Source organism: Pedobacter aquatilis (genome assembly GCF_032678405.1).
Taxonomy (GTDB): domain Bacteria; phylum Bacteroidota; class Bacteroidia; order Sphingobacteriales; family Sphingobacteriaceae; genus Pedobacter; species Pedobacter aquatilis_A.
Genome location: NZ_JAVTSJ010000002.1, coordinates 748,172 through 771,782 on the forward strand (window position 1 = coordinate 748,172; position 23,611 = coordinate 771,782).

Annotated in this window: 13 protein-coding genes; all 13 read left to right on the forward strand. The window is 38.4% G+C overall.

Annotation, left to right across the window (positions count from 1 at the left end; translation table 11 throughout):
• Positions 1-369 precede the first annotated feature (369 nt).
• The 13 genes from R2R71_RS08800 (at position 370) to R2R71_RS08860 (ending at position 23,509) form a co-directional block, all read left to right on the forward strand.
• On the forward strand, positions 370-3,324 hold the full coding sequence (locus R2R71_RS08800) for a TonB-dependent receptor (protein WP_316830893.1): 2,955 nt from the start codon (positions 370-372) through the stop codon (positions 3,322-3,324).
• Between the two features lie 13 nt (positions 3,325-3,337).
• A complete protein-coding gene (locus R2R71_RS08805; RefSeq protein ID WP_316830894.1) occupies positions 3,338-4,921 on the forward strand; it encodes a RagB/SusD family nutrient uptake outer membrane protein in 1,584 nt (527 codons plus the stop codon).
• Positions 4,922-4,940: 19 nt separating this feature from the next.
• On the forward strand, positions 4,941-5,942 hold the full coding sequence (locus tag R2R71_RS08810) for a SusE domain-containing protein (RefSeq protein WP_316830895.1): 1,002 nt from the start codon (positions 4,941-4,943) through the stop codon (positions 5,940-5,942).
• A gap of 217 nt (positions 5,943-6,159) precedes the next feature.
• Positions 6,160-8,004 (forward strand): glycoside hydrolase family 13 protein, encoded by a 1,845-nt coding sequence (locus tag R2R71_RS08815; protein WP_316830896.1) that lies wholly within the window; start codon positions 6,160-6,162, stop codon positions 8,002-8,004.
• A 107-nt stretch (positions 8,005-8,111) separates the two neighbouring features.
• Positions 8,112-8,777: a beta-phosphoglucomutase gene (gene pgmB / locus R2R71_RS08820; protein WP_316830897.1), complete on the forward strand. Its 666-nt coding sequence runs from the start codon at positions 8,112-8,114 to the stop codon at positions 8,775-8,777.
• Between the two features lie 75 nt (positions 8,778-8,852).
• Positions 8,853-11,171, forward strand: coding sequence for a glycoside hydrolase family 65 protein (locus R2R71_RS08825; protein WP_316830898.1), 2,319 nt, complete (start codon positions 8,853-8,855; stop codon positions 11,169-11,171).
• A gap of 158 nt (positions 11,172-11,329) precedes the next feature.
• Positions 11,330-13,009: an alpha-amylase family protein gene (locus tag R2R71_RS08830; protein ID WP_316830899.1), complete on the forward strand. Its 1,680-nt coding sequence runs from the start codon at positions 11,330-11,332 to the stop codon at positions 13,007-13,009.
• 122 nt (positions 13,010-13,131) lie between these two features.
• On the forward strand, positions 13,132-14,508 hold the full coding sequence (locus R2R71_RS08835; protein WP_316830900.1) for an MFS transporter: 1,377 nt from the start codon (positions 13,132-13,134) through the stop codon (positions 14,506-14,508).
• 80 nt (positions 14,509-14,588) lie between these two features.
• Positions 14,589-16,469, forward strand: coding sequence for an alpha-amylase family glycosyl hydrolase (locus tag R2R71_RS08840; protein WP_316830901.1), 1,881 nt, complete (start codon positions 14,589-14,591; stop codon positions 16,467-16,469).
• A gap of 123 nt (positions 16,470-16,592) precedes the next feature.
• Positions 16,593-17,150, forward strand: coding sequence for an RNA polymerase sigma factor (locus R2R71_RS08845; protein WP_316830902.1), 558 nt, complete (start codon positions 16,593-16,595; stop codon positions 17,148-17,150).
• Between the two features lie 237 nt (positions 17,151-17,387).
• A complete protein-coding gene (locus R2R71_RS08850; RefSeq protein WP_316830903.1) occupies positions 17,388-18,452 on the forward strand; it encodes a FecR family protein in 1,065 nt (354 codons plus the stop codon).
• A gap of 181 nt (positions 18,453-18,633) precedes the next feature.
• Positions 18,634-21,909: a SusC/RagA family TonB-linked outer membrane protein gene (locus R2R71_RS08855; protein ID WP_316830904.1), complete on the forward strand. Its 3,276-nt coding sequence runs from the start codon at positions 18,634-18,636 to the stop codon at positions 21,907-21,909.
• A 19-nt stretch (positions 21,910-21,928) separates the two neighbouring features.
• Positions 21,929-23,509: a SusD/RagB family nutrient-binding outer membrane lipoprotein gene (locus tag R2R71_RS08860; RefSeq protein ID WP_316830905.1), complete on the forward strand. Its 1,581-nt coding sequence runs from the start codon at positions 21,929-21,931 to the stop codon at positions 23,507-23,509.
• Positions 23,510-23,611: the final 102 nt, after the last annotated feature.

Sequence of the window (23,611 nt, forward strand, 5' to 3'; positions counted from 1 at the left end):
TATTTTACGCAGAATTCTGTGGTTTTTTCGGGAACGTTCCCGAAAAAACAGAGGTGAAGACCTTGAAAAAATCGGGAACGTTCCCGGAAATAGCTTCAAAAATAGCTTAGTGTAAAAATTACACTTTATTTTAAAATTTAACATTTGTAATTAATTGATATTCAATTTAATGTAAAATTCAATGTTAATTTATGTGAAAATTAAAAGTTTAAAAAAGACAACTTTTTTGTCTAAAATAATGCCGCTGTTTTTACCTCAAAATATATTTTTTAAATAAATTTTGATTTATCATTTCGCTCTGTAAATTAGTCCAGTGTGTAAATCACTATAATATTTAACCAAATTTTTATACTTAAACGAGCTTCGAATATGAAAGTATTTTACCTGTTAAAACAGGGGCTTTTGATGCTGTTAGTTTTCTCAGCATTAATCGTAAAAGCACAAACTGGATCTGTTTCCGGAAAAGTGCTTGATGAGACCGGCCAACCATTACCTGGTGCTTCCATTTATGTAAAAGGAACAACCAGAAGTACATCAACTGATGGTGATGGTAATTTTAAACTGGCAGGTTTAACAAATGGCTCCCTAACATTATCAGCAAGTTTTATCGGTTACCAAACTTTAGATAAAACCGTTAATGTTACAGCAAATGCAACAGCAACTTTTCAACTGGTTCCTGATGCACAAAAATTAAATGAAGTAGTTGTTATCGGTTACGGTACAGCAGAAAAGAAAAACTTAACAGGGTCAATTACCACAGTTAGCTCAAAAGATTTTCAAAAAGGTACCATTACTACACCTGAACAGTTAATTCAGGGTAAAGTAGCTGGTGTTAACATTACTTCAGGTGGTGGTTCTCCAGGTGGTGGTAGCACAATCCGCATTCGTGGTGGTGCTTCGTTAAACGCAAGTAACGATCCCCTAATCGTAGTTGATGGTGTCCCGTTCAGTGGTAACTCTATCGGTAATGCACCAAGTCCGCTGTCATTAATCAATCCAAATGATATTGAAACCTTCACGGTTTTAAAGGATGCAAATGCTACAGCAATTTACGGTTCAAGAGCCTCGAATGGTGTAATTTTAATTACTACTAAAAAAGGTGGTTCTGGTGCACCGCAAATTAACTTCAGCACAAATAACTCTATTGGAACAGTTGCCAAAAAGGTTGAAGTACTTTCGGCCGATCAGGTTCGTGCTTACGTAAACGCAAATGGTAGTGCTGCACAAAAAGCTTTATTAGGTACCGCTAGTACCGACTGGCAGGATGAAATTTATCGTACAGCTTTTACAACTGATAATAACTTAGGTATTGCAGGTTCATTCAAAGGTGTTCCTTACCGTGTTTCTGCCGGTTATTTAGATCAGCAAGGGGTTGTAATCAGAAGCGATTTGAAAAGAGCAACTGGTGCATTAACATTATCTCCAAGATTGTTTACCGATCATCTAAAAATCGATTTAAACCTAAAAGGTTCACTAACAGAATCTCAATATCCAAATGATGGTGCTATTGGTGCAGCGATTCAATTTGATCCAACTAAGCCTGTATATGCTGCAAATCAATTCGGTGGTTATTATGAATGGATTAATGGAACGGTTCCAAATCCAAATGCACCACGTAACCCAGTTGCTTTAATTGAGCAACAGGATAATCATGGTAATGCTGCAAGAAGCTTTGGTAACGCAAGATTTGATTACTCTTTCCATTTCTTACCAGAGTTACATGCTAACTTAAACTTAGGTTATGACGTATCTAAAGGTTACGGTTATACCAGAGTTCCAGTGATTGCGGCACAAAGTGCTTCGACAAGTGGTTCATATTCGAGCAGAAAAAATACTGAGGTTAATAAGTTCTCAGAATTTTATTTAAACTATGCTAAAACTGTAGAAAGCATTAAAAGTAAGTTTGATGCAACAGTTGGTTATGGTTACTATGATGATGCTGTAAAAAATTACAATTTTAATTCTTACAAAGGTACAGGTGAATTATTAACAACACCGGTATTCCCTTTTTCTGTTGAGCAAAATAAATTACTCTCTTATTACGGAAGGTTTACCTATACTTTTGATGACAAATATATTTTACAGGGTACTATGCGTGCTGATGCTTCTTCGAAGTTTGCAGAAAATAATCGCTGGGGTTATTTCCCTTCAGCAGCCTTTACATGGAGAGTTGCTGGCGAAGACTTCTTGAAAGAAAGTAAAGTGGTTTCTGATCTGAAATTGAGATTAAGTTATGGTGTAACAGGTAATAAAGATGGTATTGGTAACTATGATTACTTATCTAAATACTATGCTAGCAGTAACACAGGACAATATCAAGTAGGAAATACTTTTTATAATTATTATAGTCCTGCTGGTTACGACCCTGATTTGAAATGGGAATCGACAACAACTTATAATGCAGGTTTAGATTATGGTTTCTTCAAAGGTAGATTATATGGTAGTGTTGATGCTTATTTCAAAAAAACCAAAGATTTATTAAGCACAATTAATATCCCTGTTGGAACGAATTTCAGTAACCTTTTAACTACTAACGTTGGTAATATGGAAGTTAAGGGTATTGAAGCAAGCTTGAACTTTGTTGCTATTCAGAAAGAAAACGTAACCTGGGATTTGGGTTTCAATATGGCTTATAACAAAAGAAAAATCACTAATTTAACATTAAACCCTGATCCGGGATCTAAAGTTGCTGCCGGTGATATAACAGGTGGTACAGGGGTAACCTTAAAATACAATGCTGTTAATCAGATTCCTGGAGCATTCTTTGTTTACAAACAAGTTTATAATGCAAGCGGTGCGCCAATAGAAGGTGTTTATGCAGATTTAAATGGCGACGGAGTAATTAATACTAGTGATCAGTATTTCTTCAAATCTCCTGATCCTAACTTTACTTTCGGTTTTAATACTTCATTCACTTACAAAAAATGGACTGCAAGCACTGTTTTAAGAGCTAATATTGGTAACTACATTTATGATAACGTTTCTTCTAATTTTGGTATCAAAAACAACGTTTTAAGTACACAAGGTATTATCAATAACTCTGGTATCGACATTTACAACACAGGCTTCCAGACAAGTCAATATTTAAGCGATTACTACATTAAAAACGCATCATTCTTAAAAATGGATAACGTGGGTTTATCATATAATGTAGGTAAGCTTTCTCCAAACGGAAATACAACCATGCGTATTTCGGCAAACTGCCAGAATGTATTCGTCGTATCGAAGTACAAAGGTGTTGATCCTGAGCTGATTTCTGGTATAGATTACAATTTATATCCTAGACCGAGAACATTCACTTTGGGTTTAAATGTTGGTTTTTAATTAAGAAATAGAGATGAGAAATTCATTTAAAACGATATTGGCATCAGCAGTTTTACTGGTGTCTTTGAATTCATGTAAAAAAAACGATTTGAATTTAACACCAACTAATGATGTTACTGCCTCAACAGTGTATGCAACTCCGGCAGGGTACAAAAATAGTTTGGTTAAGCTTTACGCAACTTATGCCCTAACAAGCCCATCAGGTTCTGATAACAGTGATGTAGGTGGTTTAAATGCAGGTTTCGCCGATTTCTTAAGGTTGTTCTGGACTTCACAAGAGCTAACAACTGATGAAGCAATCTGCGCATGGGGAGATACAGGTATTCCTGAACTTGATTATTCTACTCCAAGTGTTGATAATCAATTTTTGAGGGGTTTATACTCAAGAAGTATCCTGCAGATTACTTTTGTGAACGAGTTCCTTCGAGAAAGTACACCTGAAAAATTAGCTAGCCGCAACATTACAGGTACTGATGCAGCAGCGATTACAAGATACCGTGCTGAAGCCCGTTTCTTACGTGCTTACCAATACTGGGTATTAATGGATGCTTTTGGTAACCCGCCTTTTGTTACTGAAAATGATGCAATAGGTAAAGTTGCTCCTCAACAAATTCAAAGAGCAGCCTTATTCAGTTATGTAGAATCAGAACTAAAAGCAATAGAGGGTGATTTAGCCGAGCCTCGTACAAACGAATATGGCCGTGCTGATAAAGGTGCTGATTGGGCATTACTTGCAAGAATTTATTTAAATGCCAATATCTATACGGGTACGGCAAAATATACTGAGGCGATTACTTATTCAACTAAAGTAATCAATGCTGGTTATGCTTTAAAGACAAACTATATGGATTTGTTTAAAGCAGATAATAACCTGAACAATCCTGAAACTATTTTAAGTATCAATTATGATGGTGTAAACGGAACAAACTATGGTGGAACTACTTTCATCATCAATGCAGCTATTAATGGCGACATGAATCCTGCTTCTTATGGTGTGCCAAATGGTGGATGGGGCGGTAACAGAACCCGTGCAAACCTACCTGCATTGTTCCCAGATGCAAACGGGACATTAGATAAACGTGGCGTTTTCTTCGGTACAAAAACCGGTATTGATGATATTGGTGTGTTTACCGATGGATTACGCGTAACTAAATTCAGGAACGTTACCTCGGCAGGAATTACACCTGCGTCATTAAATGGAACATTCAGCTCTTTAGATTTCCCAATTTTCCGTTTAGCTGAGCAATATTTAATTTACGGAGAAGCTGTAATGCGTGGTGGAACAGGTGGTACAGTAGCACAGGCAGTAACATATGTAAATGCATTACGTGTCCGTGCTTATGGTAACACATCAGGAAATGTATCAACTATAACTACCGATTTCTTCCTTGACGAGCGTGGTCGTGAATTATATTGGGAAGGTCACCGTCGTACCGATTTAGTACGTTACGGAAAGTATACCGATGCAGGCTATTTATGGCCTTATAAAGGTGGTGTTAAAGCCGGTACCGGATTACCAACTTACCGTAACTTATATCCGCTGCCAACAGCAGATTTAATTGCGAACCCGAACCTGAAACAAAACACAGGCTATTAATCTTAATATTTTATAAGATATGAAATCAATATTTTTAAAATCCATGGCATTAAGCTTAATTGCTTTGTCGTTATGGTCGTGTAAAAAAGATGAAACTAAAGCTGTAGCCACATCTGGTGCTGGCGGTTCGTTACAAACTTCGGCAACGAGTGTAGTTTTAGATAAATCAAAACTTACTTCAACAGTAGTAACTTTTACACTAACTGATGCTAACTTCGGTTACCAGGCAGCAGTTTCAAATACTTTGCAGCTCGCTGTAAAAGGAACAAATTTTGCCGCACCTAAAGAAGCAATTTTAGATGCAAAAGCAACAACCAAAGCTTACAATGGTTTAGATTTTAATAACCTGTTATTAGCTTTAGGCATTTCAACAACAGCAAATACCGATGTTGAGGTGAGGATCAAAGCATCCATCTCAACTTCAACAGCACCTGTTTACAGTAATGTGGTTACAATCAGCGCAAGACCATTCCCTTTAACTGCCTGGGTTTATGTTCCTGGTAATTATCAAGGTTGGAACCCAGCAACTGCCGATAGTTTAATTTCTGCAACTGGTAATGGTGTTTATACTGGTATTATTGCTTTTGATGGCGATAAATTCAAGATCACTCCTGCCAAAAACTGGAATGTTGCTTATGGCGATGCTGGCGGTGGTAAAATTAGTACCAGTGGTGGAGATATCAGCTCTATTTCGAAAGGAGCAAAACAGTTGGTTGCAGATTTAAATGCAAATACTTTAACCATTACACCACTTGTTTGGTCAATTATTGGTAATGCAGTTCCAGGTAGTAACTGGTCCGTTGATACCGACATGAAATTTATCAATGATGGTAAAAACAGCTGGACAATAACCACCGCTTTAACTGCGGGTGAGCTTAAGTTCAGGTTAAACCACGATTGGGGCACAAGTATAGGCGAAGGCTCTGGAAATGTGGTAATTGCTACAGCAGGAACCTATAAATTAACCTTAACGCTTAATGCAGATGGTAAAACCGGTAGCTATACTGCCGTTAAACAATAATTATTTCACCCTGCAGAAATTCATCATTTCTGCAGGGTTTTCCCTTAAATTCAAGCATGATCCGATTCGTTATTTTAGTTGTCAATTATATTTTTATTCCGCTTCCTCATCGTAATCAATTAATTTTAAGTAATACCTCTGGATATCAAATTTCTTAGTGGTTAGTTTACCTTAATGTAATCTCGGTTTATTAGTGTTTCAATCTGATACTTAGAAAATGAAAAAAATATCCTTAATCCTATTATTTCTACTTCCAGGAATTGTCCTTTTTGCCCAAAAATTAGAGCGTATCGAGCCTATGTTTTGGTACACCGGGATGAATAATCCAAAATTACAATTGCTTGTACATGGCGATAACATTGCCAACAGTACAATCTCATTAACTTATCCGGGTGTTAAGCTGGTTAAGGTTAATAAAGTCGAAAATCCCAACTATTTGTTTGTGGATTTAGAGCTCTCTTCAGCAGTAAAACCAGGAAAATTTCCAATTAACTTTACTGCAAAAGGCAAAAAAATATTTAGTTATACCTACGAATTAAAAAGCCGGAATAAAAATACGGGTAGAATTCAGGGTGTAACGCAAAAAGATTTTATTTACTTATTGATGCCAGATCGTTTTTCGAATGGCGATAAAAGTAATGATGTTGTTCAGGGGTTAACCGAAACGACACTTAATCGCGATAGCATGTATTATCGCCACGGTGGAGATATTCAGGGTGTAATCAATCACCTGGATTACCTGAAAGATTTAGGTATCACCACGGTTTGGATGACACCTGAAATCGAAAACGATATGCCACAGGCTTCTTACCATGGTTATGCGGTTACCGACCACTATAAAATTGATCCGCGTTACGGAACTAACGAATTATATAAAAAATACGTAGAAACTGCTCATGCTAAAGGCATGAAGGTAATCAAAGATATTGTACACAATCACATTGGTACCGGACATTGGTTTTTCAAAGATTTACCGATGAAAAGCTGGGTTCACCAATGGACAACATATACTCAAACCAGTTACCGTGATCAGACCGTAATGGATACACACGCCTCAGCTGCCGATCGTAAGAAGATGTTAGATGGATGGTTTGTACCAAGTATGCCCGATTTAAATGAATCGAATCCATATGTTCAGAAATATTTAACCCAGAACCACATCTGGTGGATTGAATATGCGGGCATTGATGGATTACGTTTAGATACTTATCCTTACAATGATCCGGCTTACATGGCCGATTGGGCTATTAAGCTGAAAGCCGAGTTTCCTAAACTTTCGATTTTCGGGGAAACATTTGTTAATGGTGTAGCCAATCAGGCTTATTTCACTCAAGGCAATACTGTTAACCGTGGCTTCGACACACATTTGCCTGGGATTACAGACATGGCCGTTAAAGATGCAATATATGAAGCCGTTAATGGGAAGAATGGATGGACGGACGGAATTAACCGCTTGTATGATGTGATTGCTCACGATTTCTTATATCAGGACCCAACAAGAAACTGTATTGCTTTGGATAATCACGACATGAGTCGTTTTTATTCTGTTGTAAATGAAGATTTCGATAAGTATAAAATGGGCATGGCCCTTTTGCTTACGATGCGTGGTATTCCACAAATGTACTATGGGACGGAAATTTTGATGAAGAATTTTTCTAATCCCGACGGGCTTGTTCGCTCAGATTTTCCAGGCGGATGGGACGGCGATAAAAAAGATAAATTCATCGCCGATGGCAGAACAAACAAGGAAAATGATGCTTTTACATTTGTGAAAACTCTGGCAAACTTCCGTAAAAACAGTGCAGCATTACAAAGTGGTAAGTTGATGCAGTTTGTTCCTGAGGATGATATTTATGTATACTTTAGGTACAACAATTCTGCTAAGGGAACTGTTATGGTTGTTGCCAATAATACGGATAAAGAAAAAAGTTTGAAAACTGATCGCTTCGCGGAAAGATTAACAGGAGTAACTTCAGCTAAAAACATTATTTCAGGAGAAAGTACACCAATTAAAGAAATTAAAATACCAGCGAAAACAGTACTGGTTTTGGAGTTGAATTAGAAAGAGCATAAGGCTAAAAGCAGAAAGCACAACGTGTATAAGGCAATACGTCTTGATACTCGATACTTATTACTTGATACTGATCACTCGATACTAACTAAAATACAATGCAAGAAAGACTAATATCTCAAATAAAGGCCTGTCTCTTTGATCTGGATGGTGTACTGGTAGATACCGCAGTTTACCACTATCAGGCATGGAAGCGACTGGCCAACACTATGGACTTCGACTTTACAGAAGAACAAAATGAGCAGTTGAAAGGGGTTAGCCGGGTAGAAAGCTTAAATAAAATCCTCGCCTGGGGTGGTGTAGAAAAAACAGACGCTGAAAAAGAAGAGTTGGCTACATTAAAAAATAGCTGGTATGTAGATATGATTACCAAAATGACCCCTGCTGAAGTTTTACCAGGAACGGTTGATTTTTTAACTGCTATTCACAAGGCTGGCTATAAACTGGCATTAGGTTCTGCCAGTAAAAACTCAGGAATCATTCTGGAAAGAACTAACCTGGCGCATTTCTTTGATGAAATTGTTGATGGAAATATGGTGACTAAATCGAAGCCCGATCCTGAGGTTTTCCTTAAAGGGGCTGAGCTTTTAGGATTTCAACCTAATGAATGTGTGGTTTTTGAAGATGCTGTTGCAGGTATAGAAGCAGCAAAAAGAGGTGGTATGAAAGCCATCGGTATTGGTGAAAAGAGTGTACTTACCGAAGCAGATGTAGTGGTAAGTGGATTAGATAAATTAACGGTTAAGGATTTAGAGGAATTGTAAAAAAAGGTAAGGTGTAGAGTTTAAGGTTTAGGGACGATATCTCATATCTCAAATCTCACTTCTCAATACTATATTATGAAGAATTATATTAAAGCGGATGAGTGGAACATTATCGAAGAAGGCTTTGATCCACATTTAAATAAAATATCGGAAAGTATTTTCAGTTTGGGTAACGGCCGTATGGGGCAACGTGCCAACTTCGAAGAAACATATTCGGGCGAAACCTTATTGGGAAATTATGTAGCAGGGGTTTATTATCCTGATAAAACGCGTGTAGGGTGGTGGAAAAACGGTTACCCGGAGTACTTCGCCAAAGTATTAAATGCGGCGAACTGGGTAGGTATCGAAATCAAACTCAATGAGGAGATTCTTGACCTGGCCACTGCTGAAGTAAGTGGGTTCAAACGCGTACTGAACATGCATACTGGTGTTTTGCAGCGTACTTTCACCGCGAAACTAAAAAGCGGGAAAACGGTAAACGTAAAAGCTACCCGTTTTTGCAGTATTGCTGATGATGAAGTAGGAGCCATCCGATATAGCATTACACCTGTAAACTTTGACGGAAAAATCACGTTCATGCCTTTTATTGATGGTGATATCAAAAATCAGGATAGTAACTATGATGAGAAATTCTGGACAATGGTTTCTGATGAAATCACTGGAACGGAGGCTTATATTAAACTGAGAACCAAAAAAACTGAGTTTGAAGTTTGTACCGGAAGCCATATCGAATTATATAAAAACGGTGAAAAGATAACAATCAATCCTGAAGCGGTTCGCAAAGAGAAATTTGTAGGACAGACTTTTTCAGTTGAAGTGACTGCAAACGAAGAGATCACGTTAGTCAAAATTGCTGCGAATTTATCTTCCGAGAACTATCCTAAAGAATCACTTTTAAAAGAAACCAAGGCAGTTATAGCAAAAGCTACAGCCAAAGGTTTCGATACTTTATTGCACGAACAAGCTGCCGCCTGGGCAACCAAATGGGAAGAAAGTGATATTGTTATTGAAGGTGATGTTGCTGCCCAGCAAGCTATCCGTTTTAATATTTTCCAGTTATTTCAAACTTATACCGGTAAGGATGATCGCCTAAATATTGGTCCGAAAGGATTTACGGGCGAAAAATACGGAGGTTCTACCTATTGGGATACCGAAGCTTATTGCGTTCCGTTTTACTTGGCTACTGCTCCTCAGGAAGTGAGTAAAAATCTCCTGGTTTATCGCCATAAACAATTAGGTAAAGCCATTGAAAATGCTGCAAAATTAGGTTTTAAAGATGGCGCTGCTTTGTATCCTATGGTGACCATGAATGGTGAAGAATGCCATAACGAATGGGAAATTACTTTTGAAGAAATCCACCGAAACGGAGCCATAGCCTTTGCCATTTATAACTATATCCGTTATACTGGTGATGAAGGTTATTTAGCCGACTACGGACTGGAAGTGCTGATTGCAATCGCCCGTTTCTGGAAACAACGTGTAAACTGGAGCAGTGATAAACAGCAATATGTAATGCTTGGAGTTACCGGACCAAATGAATACGAGAACAACGTAAACAATAACTGGTACACTAATATGCTAGCGGTTTGGTGTATGAAATATGCCACTGAAGCAGCCGAAATTGTTAAAGCGCAACAGCCTGAGAAATATAGTGCCTTGTCAGCAGCTATCAGTTTCAATGAAAAGGAGTTTGTAGACTGGGCAGATATCATTGCTAAGATGTATTTACCAGAAGATAAAAACCTGGGGGTTTTCTTACAGCAAGATGGTTATCTGGATAAAGAGCAAACATTGGTTAAAGATTTACCGGCTAGTGAAAGACCAATTAACCAGAAATGGAGTTGGGACAGGATTTTACGTTCGCCATTTATTAAGCAGGCCGATGTTCTCCAGGGAATTTACTTTTTCGAAGAAGATTATGATTTAGATACCATCAGAAGAAACTTCGATTTTTATGAGCCGCGTACAGTTCACGAAAGTTCGTTGTCGCCTTGTGTACATAGCATTTTAGCTGCTAAGCTGAGCGATGAGGCCCGCGCTTACGAATTCTATTTACGTACTGCCCGTTTAGATTTGGACGATTATAATAATGATACCGAAGATGGCTTGCACATCACATCGATGGCCGGAACGTGGATGAGTGTGGTAGAAGGTTTTGCCGGTATGCGGGTGCGTGATGGTAAATTGCAGTTTAATCCGTTCTTACCAACACAATGGAAGTCATTCGCCTTTACCATTGGTTTCAGGGGAGCGACATTAAAAATCAATATCACTGAAAGCGGAATCAGTATCAAAAACCATAACGATGTTGCTTTAGAAATTGCGATCAGGAACCAGATATATCAGTTAGCAGGTAATGCCGAAATCGAAATAAATAACGCGGAGTTGGTATGATTGTAGAGGTAGAAAGTGAAATGAGAGATGGCAGGAAGTCAATAAGTCGTCATTGCGATGAGGAACGAAGAAGCAATCTTACTCCAATGATTACATTGATCGCATTCTCATTTTTACTACTTTCAATATCATCTTTTGCACAAAAAAAACGTCCCAAAATGAACGATAGACAAATCGTTATTTATCAACTGTTACCCCGTTTGTTTGGTAATAAAAATACGGCCAATGTTCCTTACGGTACTATTGAGCAAAATGGTTCGGGTAAGTTTAACGACATTACAGATAAAGCGCTGGATGGAATTGCTGCGCTCCATACCAACTATGTATGGTATACCGGTGCGATTGCTCATGCCAGTTTAACGGATTATTCTGCTTACGGAATTAAAGTGGATGATGCCGATGTGGTGAAAGGACGGGCTGGGTCTCCTTATGCCATTCGAGATTACTACGATGTTGATCCTGATTTGGCCGTTGATGTTAAAAACCGGATGGCTGAATTCGAAGCATTGGTTAAAAGAACCCATGCTAAACACCTGAAAGTAATTATTGATTTTGTTCCCAATCACGTAGCACGTAGTTATCATTCGTATGCTAAACCAGCTGGAGTGATCGATTTTGGAGTAAAGGATGATGTAAATAAAAGTTTCAGTGCACAGAACGACTTCTATTATGTACCTGGTCAACCATTTGTGGTTCCAACCAACGGACAAAAAACACCGCTTTCTGTTCTACAGGATGGTCAGTTTAACGAAAATCCGGCAAAGGCAACTGGTAATGATGCTTTTACAGCTTCGCCAAAATATGATGACTGGTACGAGACCATTAAATTAAATTACGGTGTAGATTATCAAAACGGAAGACAAAATCATTTTGATCCGATTCCTCCGGTTTGGACTAAGATGCGTGATATATTAGTTTACTGGGCAAAAAAAGGGGTGGATGGTTTCCGTTGCGATATGGCAGAAATGGTGCCCATTGCCTTCTGGAACTGGGTAATTCCGCAAGTTAAACAGGTTAATCCTGATTTAATATTCCTAGGTGAAGCATATAATCCGCAGGTTTATAAACAATATCTGGAAGAAGGTAAATTTGATTATCTATACGATAAAGTGGGTTTATATGATGGATTAAAAAGACTGATCAGAAACGAACCATCTGCAGATGTTGCCGCGATTCGTCATGTGTGGCAGGTAGAAAGCGCTGGTTTTGGCAAACACATGTTACGCTTTTTAGAAAACCACGATGAAGAGCGTATTGCATCAGCAGGCTTTGCAGGAAAAGCTGAATTGGCTTTACCTGCAATGGTGGTTTCGGCTACGCTCGGGTCAGGGCCAGTAATGCTTTATTTTGGTCAGGAAGTTGGCGAGCCAGGAAAAGGAGCAGAAGGGTTTGGCGGTGATGATAACCGTACCACCATCTTCGATTACTGGGGTGTTCCAAATCATCAGAGATGGATGAACGGAGGCCTGTTTGATGGCCAGAAATTAAGTGCTGAAGAACAAAATTTAAGGGCATATTACAAACAGTTGTTAAAAGTTACATCAACGAGTGACGCAGTTATCAATGGCGAAATTTATGATGTTCACCAAACTGGAAATATGAATAACCGTATGTATGCTTTTATCCGGTACTCTGGAAAGCAGCGATTATTGGTTGTAGCCAATTTCGATAGAAATCAGACACTGGAGGCTAATATTGAAATTCCCGATCATATTTTGAAAGTGAAGCATTCATCACCAGTTACCGATTTGCTAACAGATAGAAAATTAAATATTCCGGCAGGAACTAGTATTCCTGTAAAACTTGGTCCGGTTTCGGCACAGGTTATAGAATTTTAAACAGATTAAACCGCAAAAAACGTAAAGGTTTTCGCAGAGAACTCAGAGTACAAACACATTACTTTGCATTCTTCGCGTTATTAAGCTTGGCGACCTTTGCGGTTAACAAAAAACCAAATACAATGAGCTTAAAAACAATATTTGAGAATCCTAAACTGACCCTCGCCCAAATCATTAATATGAGCGTTGGTTTTTTTGGTATTCAATTCGGTTGGGATCTACAACGTGCAAACATGGGGCGTATTTACGAAAATTTGGGGGCCAATCCTGATCAGGTTCCCCTATTGTTTTTAGCTGCACCTTTAACAGGATTGCTGGTTCAGCCAATCATTGGTTATTTAAGCGACAGGACTTGGCATCCGAAATGGGGAAGGAGAAGACCTTACTTTATGATCGGCGCTATAGTTAGTAGTATTGCTTTGATTTTCATGCCTCATAGTAGTGCTTTATGGATGGCAGCAGGATTACTATGGATTTTAGATGTTTTCGGAAATATTGCGATGGAGCCTTTTCGCGCTTTCGTTACCGATAAGTTACCAGATAGCCAGGTGAACCGTGGTTTCATTATGCAAAGCATGATGATTGGACTGGGGGGAAGTATTGCTTCTGCGCTTCCGTGGATCATGAACAATATTTTCCACCTTCAGAATACTGCTGAAAAAGGCAACATTCCAGAGAACGTAAAATTCTCTTTTTATATTGGCGCATTTTTCTTTTTCGCGGCAGTATTGTGGACTGTTTTTGCCACCAAAGAATATCCCCCGCAAGATGTGGATTTCAAGGAAAAAGTTCGCGAAAGTAACAAAGGTTTTGGTGGCGGTGTGGCCGAAATATTCAGTGCACTGAGAAATATGCCAAAGCGTATGCAGGTGGTTTCTCTGGTGCAATTTTTTACGTGGCCTGGATTATTTTTGATGTGGTTTTATTACACTACTGCTGTAGCGGTAAACGTATTTGGAGGAAAGGATGCTGCAGATCCCGTGTATGCACAGGGTGCCGATTTTGGGAGCTTAACTTTAGCTTACTACAGCGTTATTACTTTCCTTTTTGCATTGATTTTGCCAAAAATTGCTGATGCTTTAGGAAGGAAGACTACTCACGCTTTATGTTTGATTTGTGGGGCAGTCGGGTTAATCAGTGTAGCCTGGGTACATGATAAAAATATACTTTATTTATGCATGACAGGCGTTGGTATTGCCTGGGCAAGTATTCTTTCTATGCCGTATGCCATGTTGAGTGGTTCGTTACCAAAAGATAAAATTGGTATTTATATGGGCATTTTTAATTTCTTCATTGTATTACCAGAGATCATCGCTTCCTTAGGTTTTGGTTGGTTGATGCGAAATGTGCTTAATAATGACCGTCTTTTAGCGGTACAACTCGGTGGCGGATTGATGATTTTAGCGGCACTGATCTGTTACCTTTTTATTCGTGAACCTAAGAAGACCAATGAAGCATTGTCGGCAGAGCTGGCAATTGAAGAAAATAGGTCGGTATAAAACAAATCGTTATTAGCGAAGTATGAGGCAATCTGCCAGCGGATTGTCTTATACTTCGCAATGACGGAAATTCTAATCAAATGAAAAAACTTATTTACTTATTGCTGCTGGTAGCAGCGACGCAATCTGCCTGCAAAAAGAGTTCGACAGGTGAACCGGAAGCACCGGTAACTAACACAGCAGATTTACCTTCGGGCGCAAAGGATGGTGTTGCTTTCATCAATGGCGGAAAATCGGCTATAATAACCTTATACGCCCCGGGTAAAACGTCTGTTTCATTAATTGGCGAGTTTAATAACTGGTCTGCTACTGCTGCGGTGATGAAGAAAACCACCGATGGAAATACCTGGTGGGTTCAAATAGATAATCTCGACCCAAACACAGAATATGCTTACCAGTTTTTAGTCGATGGAAACCTAAAGGTTGCCGATCCTTATTGTGAAAAAATACTCGACCCCGATAATGATCAATATATTTCTGCTGCAGTTTATCCAAATTTAAAAGCTTACCCAACAGGCAAAACAACTGGAATTGTAAGCACTATGCAAGCCAATCAATCTACCTACACCTGGAAAAACTCCAGCTTTACGCGACCTGAAAAGAATAACCTGGTCATTTATGAGTTGCTTGTACGCGATTTCACGACCGAACATAGCTATGCATCAACATTGGCTAAACTCGATTATTTGACCGGATTAGGGATCAATGCCATCGAGTTAATGCCAATTAATGAATTTGAAGGCAATTTGAGCTGGGGTTATAATCCATCATTTTACTTTGCACCTGATAAATATTACGGTACCAAAACAGCTTTACAGAATTTTATCGATGAGTGCCATGGAAAAGGGATTGCCGTAATTATGGATATGGTGTTAAATCATTCTTTTGGTCAGTCGCCCATGGTTCAGCTCTATTTCGATGGCTCAAAACCAACAGCTAACAGTCCATGGTTTAATGTGGATCCAAAACACCCTTTCAATGTCGGTTACGATTTTAACCATGAAAGTGCTGCAACTAAAAAATTCTCGAAAGATGTAATGAAATTCTGGATGCAGCAATATAAAATTGATGGTTTCCGATTTGATTTATCTAAAGGATTTACGCAAAAATCATCAACAGATGATGCTGGTTTTAGGTTGTATGATGCAGGTCGAATTGCCATCTGGAAAGAATACAACAATTTTATTAAAAGTGTTGACGCTAATAATTTTTATGTCATTCTCGAGCACTTTGCTGAGGAATCAGAAGAGAAAGTTTTGGCAGATGAAGGAATGATGATGTGGAACAACCTCAATGATAATATGAATGAAGCGACAATGGGGTGGCTTGGTAGTTCTGATTTCTCTTGGGGTTTTTATGCAAAACATGGTTTCAGTAAATCAGACGGATTAATTACTTATGGCGAAAGTCATGATGAAGAGCGGCTGAACTATAAAAACATTTCTTTTGGAAACATGTCGGGTACTTATCTGATCAAAGGTAATTTGCCCACATCCTTAAAACGCGAAGAAATGGCTGCTGCATTTTTATTCAGTATCCCCGGGCCAAAAATGGTATGGCAATTTGGCGAACTTGGATATGATATCAGCATTGACTATAATGGACGCACTGGTGAAAAGCCTATTAAATGGGATTACTTTACCGACGCAAACCGAAAAGCCCTTTATGATGCATATTCAAAATTCATCAAGCTTAAAAAGAATAATACCGTTTTTAATTCCACAAACGCAACTTATAATTTAGCTGGCGGGATCAAGTACATTAAACTTACTGATGCTACAAATACAGTTATCGTTGTCGGGAATTTTGATGTGGTTAATCAAACAGCCAATATCGATTTTGGAACAGCAGGAGCCTGGATTGATTCGGTAGGAAGTAGTATAAACCTTTCTTCAAATACTTACACTAATACACTGGCAACAGGAGAATACCATATTTTTAGTAAAAATGCTTTAAAATAATGATTTAATATGAGCCAGAAGCTGATGAATGGAGCATTTGAAAAATAATCTGTTCATCAGTGGTTTCTTATTAATATTCTTGTGTATTTTAGTTAATATTGCCCTAACAACTAACTCAAATATATGGAGAACAAATTAACGCATCACTTGCTTTGGGAACGATTACGTTCTGGCGACAAGGATGCTTTTTTTGATCTTTATGCTGCACTTTATTATCCGCTGGTTAATTTTGGCATCAGGGTTTGTGCAGACGCCGATATTTCTAGTGAAGCAACCGACCTGGTTTTCCGCACAATTTGGGAAAAGCACGATACGTTAAACCGTGTGGATAATGTTGAGGCCTATCTCCGTACTTTTCTAAAACGTAAATTACTCAGGATTTTAGAGCGAAATAAAAAAGTAAACGACGCTCTTTTTAACGCTGGTGCAGAAGGTGATTGGATGGAAATGAGTTATGAAGAATTTATTGTTAAAGTGCAAAGCGATGAGATGGTTCAGTATCAGTTGAAAAACGCGCTGGAAAAGCTCACCTTCAGACAAAAACAACTTATACACCTTAAGTTTTTCGATGGTTTAAATTATGAGCAGATTGCTGCCCAAACCAGCCAGACTGTAAAAACGGCATATAACACCATTTACGATGCATTGAAAATTCTGCGTAAAGAACTTAAGGCAGATTAGTTTTATTCTTTCGTCATCCCGACTGTACGCAGCATAATAAATCAATTTTTTAATTAGGTTTTCTCAACTTCAATCTAAATGACAGGTTTTTAATTCTATATATCGGGATAAATACAAATTAAATTTCTTCGTTTTTAAACTCATCAGTCCATATATTTTGAAATGTTAAAAAAAAGTTAAAATTTTCTTAGGAAAAAGTAAAGCTTTTCGGCACTGATATATAAAAGCCAAATAATAATGATTGATAGAAGTCAGTTCAACGCCGAAGATTTCCTAATCGATAGCACATTCCAGCAGTACTGTGCCGGAAGTGATAAGCTTTGCGTTGGATATTGGGAGAAATATATTTCGGCTCATCCGGAACAGGCAGGTACCATTGCCGAAGCAAGAAAATTACATTTTATTCTGAGTGGCAATAAACGCCGTTTAAACATCCAGGTCGAATCGTTCAAACAGGATTTTGATGGTGGTAAAAAACACCTGAAATTAAACCTGAATTATAACTGGCTGAAAGTTGCTGCAGCAGTGCTTATAATTGTAACGATCGGATTTCTATATAGAACCTACAATCAGGAGAAAAAGCCGGGAATGGTGGTGGTTGCCAAAGTTTTCAAAACAAAAAGTGGGGAAAGAAAGAAAATTACACTTCCTGATGGTTCTGTTGTGCTACTCAATGCAAAAAGTACTTTATCAATAGGAAAGGAATTTAACGAAACCTGCAGGGAAGTTATTTTACAAGGTGAAGGATATTTTGATGTAGTACACGATAAGAATAAACCATTTAAAGTGCACACAGAAGATTTTAATATCAACGTTTTAGGGACATCCTTTAATGTAAAAGCATATCCTGATGAGCTTTCTTCTGAAGCGACATTGATAAGGGGTTTAATTACAATGGAAGCAATTAATGGAAATGGTGGTACCATTACCTTAAAACCAAGTCAGAAAGTTACATTTTACAAAACAGTTGAAGTTAAGGAAACCAAAAAAACCTTGAAACCAGCAGCTACTCATCCGGAAATTATAATAAATCATTATACACTAATAAAAGACAGCACAATTGTAGAAACAGCCTGGACGCAGAACAGAATTGAAATTTATGACCAGGATTTTGATGAAATTCAGGGGGTTCTGGAAAAATGGTTTAATGTGGAAATTAAATTCGCAAACCCTGAAATAGAAAAATATCGTTTTACAGCAACCTTTAGCCACGAAAGTATAGAGCAGGTACTATCGGCATTACAAAAAGTAGAAAATTTTAAATATGAAATAAAAGGAAATCAGGTAATCATCTCGAAGTAGAAAAAAAGGACGGTGTTGGCGCACCGCCCTTATAAATTCTTCTTTGATTATTAAATGGCAGTTAATGCGCAAACAGATTGCTGCCAAATAACTATGCAACCAAAAAAACAAAAATATGATTTATTATTACTTACTGCAAGGGCGTCCGAAATACAGAGCGCTTTTAAAATTCATTATGCTAATGAAACTAACCTGTATTATGGTTTTCATTACCTGTCTTAATGTTTCTGCATCAGTTTTTTCTCAGGAAAAAATTTCTCTCGATGTAAAGAAAACAAAGTTAGCCAGGGTTTTACAGATTATAGAGCAGCAAAGCAGTTATCATTTTGTTTATAGCTCTTCTTACGTTCCTGTAAATAAGGATGTGAGCATTACTGTAAATAATACTCCGGTAACAGATGTGCTATCTGCCATCCTTAACAGAACAAACTTAAAGTATTCTGTTTCTGACGGGGGACTTATTGTAATCAGCAGAAATAAAGAAGTTCCTATTGGCGGAACAGTTAAAGATGCCAGCGGTGGTGCTTTACCAGGTGCATCAGTACGTGTAAAAGGTACAGCGATCGGTACATCAACCGATGTTAATGGTAAGTTCTCATTAAATGCACCTGAAAATGCAGTCCTTGTAATTTCATATGCCGGATTTCAAACTAAAGAAGTTTCCATAGGTAGTCAAACAGCTATTGATGTTGTTCTGGTTGAAGACAGCAAACAGCTAACCGAAGTTGTTGTTACCGCTTTAGGTATCAAAAAAGAAAGAAGGGCATTAGGATATTCAGTAACACAGGTTGCCGGCGAAACTTTAACCCAGGCACGTGAAAATAATATTACAAATTCACTTGTTGGTAAAGTTGCTGGTTTAGATGTAAGCTCCACTTCAGGTGGTGCAGGGGCTGCATCTAGTGTAATTATTCGTGGTGTATCCAGCTTAGGGCAGGGGAGCCAGCCGCTTTATGTGGTAAATGGTATTCCAATGGAAAGCTCACCTGTTGGCTTAAATAACGTTAACCCTTCCGGGAACTCAGGTGGCCAGTACGATAACGCCCCCGATTTAGGAGATGCTGTGAGTAACTTAAATCCTGATGATATCGAAAGTATTTCAGTATTAAAAGGTGCAGCTGCCTCGGCGCTTTATGGTTATCGTGCAAAAGCAGGTGTAATTTTAATCACAACAAAAAGTGGAAAAGGAAACAGTATAGAGTTCAATACCAATTACGTTGCTGAACAGGTTATGGACAGAACCAACTGGCAATATGTTTATGGTCAGGGGGTAAATGGGCAAAAACCTACTACGCAACTGGCAGCAGCTTCTACCGGAAGCTCAAGCTGGGGTGCCAGATTAGATGGTAGCAGTGTTATTCAGTTTGATGGTGTAAGCAGACCTTACAGCGCTCAGCAAAATAATATTGATGATTTCTACAGAACAGGAGGCAGCTGGACAAATACCTTAGCCTTAAATAAAACTTTTACAGGTGGTGTGATCCGTTTATCCGCTAGTGATTTAACTAACAAATCTGTAGTGCCAAATTCTGGTTTAAACAGGCAAAACTTCACTTTAGCGGGTACATTCGACCCAATTAAAAACCTAGTTGTTGATGCCCGCTTTAACTATATTTTAGAGCAAGCCAATAATCGCCCAATGTTATCAGATGGTGCCGGTAATGCCAATTATAATGCTGCATTTTTACCAACGAGTGTAAATATTGCAACTTTACAGCCAGGGAAAACAGCAAATGGTAACGAACTTTCATATAATACTGGTAACCCTTATGCCACAAACCCTTGGTTTGCAGCATATGATTTTATTCATAACACAAAAAGAGAGCGTTTACTAAGTTCATTCAATGCAAAATATACCTTTGACAATGGTTTGTTTTTACAGGGAAGAGCAGGTAGGGATTCTTACAACGATAGTTACATCGCAGTAACACCTTCAGGTACAGCTTATGATGCTGATGGTGGATACACGGAACAGATTACAAAATTCTCAGATATTAATACAGATGTTTTACTTGGTAAAGCATTTAAAGCAGGTGATTTCTCCATCACACCAAATTTTGGAGCGAGTTACCGTCGTACTAAAATCGGACAAACAACTAACGGTGGCTCATCTTTCCAGGTATTTGGTGTTTATACTTTATCAAATACAGGTGGTAAATCAGTTAGTGTAACACAAAGCGATCAGGAAACACAATCGGTTTATGGTACTTTAGAGTTAGCCTATAGAGATTTATTTTATTTAACAGGTAGCGCAAGGTCTGACTGGTTTTCTACTTTAGCAACACCAGGTAAAGACAATAAGTTAAACGTTGTTTATCCATCTGTTAGTGGTTCATTTGTTTTCTCTGAATTATGGAAACCATCTTTCCTGAGCTTCGGTAAATTAAGGGCAGGTTTTGCAAAGGTTGGTCAGGCTACTTCACCTTTCCAAACACAATTGTATTATAATTTGCGTAGCGAAACCATAAATGGAAGCCCTATTGGAAATATTGTTAACCCTTCTATTCCAAATGCTTCATTAAAGGCTTCCGTAGCAACGGAGTTAGAAATTGGTACAGAACTAAGGTTCTTTGGCGACAGGTTAAGCGCCGATGTTACCTGGTATAACAAAAAATCGAAAGACGAGATTTTAGCGGTACCTACCTCAACAACCACCGGTTATAGTGGTGCAGTATTAAATATTGGTGAACTTCAAAATAAAGGTGTTGAAGCTTTGATTTCGGCAAATATTGTTAAAGGCAAAAATTTCAGCTGGACATCAAGTGTTAACGGATCATATAATGATAACAAAGTAATTACGCTTGCACCAGGAACTGCATCTCAGTTATTGGCAACTTCAAGAAGTAATGTAGGTTTCTTGCAAAACCTTGCAGGGATGGCTGTGGGTCAGGTGATGGCTTACGATTTCCTATATGATGGAAGTGGTAATATCGTAAAAGATGCAAACGGTGCCCCGCAAAGAGGCGAATTAAAGGCTTATGGTTCTGCTTATAATAAATGGGCAGCAGGATGGAATAACGAATTCAGTTATAAAGGTGTTAACCTATCCTTCTTGATTGATGGTAAATGGGGTGGAAAAATCTTCTCTGCAACAGATTACTACGGTTATATTTTTGGTCTACACCAGGCAACACTCGAAAATCGTGATGCTTTGGGTGTAAATGCTGCCAATTACTACAGTACTTATGCAAATAACGTATCGAAACAATTCGTTCAGGATGCAAGCTTTATCAAATTCAGACAGGTTGTTTTAGGCTATAACTTCCCGGCTAAAATGTTCAACAATAAGATTAAAGGCTTAAATGTGAGTTTTGTAGGTCGTAACTTATTTATTCTGATGAAGAAAACAGATAACATCGACCCAGAATCGAGTTACAATGCAACTATTCCCGGAATGGAGTTGGGTGGCGTGCCTCCTGTGCGCACCTATGGTTTAAATTTAAGTGTTAAGTTATAATCCTTTAAACGAATTGAAAATGAAAACGATCATAAAATTATACGTACCACTTTTATTATCTGGCTTAATCCTGGTATCTGGGTGTACAAAAAACTTCGAAAAAATAAATACCGATCCTGTATCAGTTGGTCAGGATCAGTATAACCCTAATTATTTATTAACCACCGCACAATTAACCTACACGGGCAGTACAGATTTTGCCTACGAAACCTGGAGAGGTAACTTAATTTATGCGTCTACAATGATGCAGGGTTTATCTTCAGTAATTGGCTATTGGGCCGGTGATAAGTATATGCTAAATGAAGGCTATACTGCGGCTTATTGGGAAAAAGCTTATCCTGATCAGGTTAAATACGCTGTAGATCTTGTTGAATTTACAAGAGGAAAAGCACAATATAATAATGCTCACCAAATGGGAAGAATCTGGAAAGCTTTAATCTTTGAAAGACTAACCGATTTATATGGCGATGTTCCTTATTTCGATGCTGGTAAAGGCTATTACTCTGCAATCCTTTATCCAAAATATGATACGCAACAAGCGATTTATGCTGATTTGTTAAAAGAGGTTGATGAGGCTTCAACTGCGTTAAATGCAAGTGGAGATGCCGTTACAGGTGATCTTGTTTTTGCAGGTGATGTTGCTAAATGGAAACGTTTCGGAAATAGTTTAATGTTGCGTATGGCGATGCGCTTAACAAAAGCCGATGCAACTTTAGCACAGACATACATTACCAAAGCTGTTGGTAAAACCATGACAAGCGATGGCGATAATGCATTCTTTAAACATGATGCAAATGGTGGTCGTGTAACGCAAAACAGAAACGCACAGGTATTGCTAGGCGATGGTGGCCAGGAAAATTTTTACACCAGATGGAGTAACACATTTATCAACTACCTTAAAAATAATAACGACCCACGTTTAAGTAAAGTTGCCGTAACCAAACTGTATTTAACAGATGTTACTAAAGCACAGAATCCGGCATACATCAGCACTGCCTCTGTACAAAAAGGAATGCCAAACGGTAAAGATTTGAGTGGTATTGCGGGCAGGGATGTTCGTCAGGATGCTTCTTATACCGATTTTACCGATTATTCATCACCTCATCCAGGTATGTTAAAAAGAGATGGCAACACCTTCATTTTAACTTATGCAGAAACCGAATTGTTATGGGCTGAGGCTGCACAACGTTTTAATATTGGTGGTTCAGCGGCAACACACTACAATGCAGGTGTTACATCAGCCATGACCTTCTTGTCGCAATACGACGCAGCAATGGCAGTAAATGCGAGCGATGCTGCAGCTTATCTGACAGCGCATCCGTACGTAGCAGCCAATGGTTTAGATATGATTGCCACACAATATTGGGCACACACTATCACCATGTTAGACTTTTATGAAACCTGGTCGAACTGGAGAAGAACAGGTTTGCCGGCATTGGTTCCGATTGTATATCCAAACACAAATACCGGCGGCTCAATTCCTCGCCGTTTCCCTTATCCGTTAGGAGAAGGTGTATCTAACGCCGCAAATTACAAGACTGCTTCAGCTGCGGTTTCGGGTGGCGATAAGCTTGTTGGAAGAGTTTGGTGGGATAAATAATTTTAAGTACATAATCTTTTTAAAGGCATTGCTAATTTGCAATGCCTTTTTTTATGGTAACATTTTCAATGTTTTTTTGATAACCATTCGATAAGTGGGATA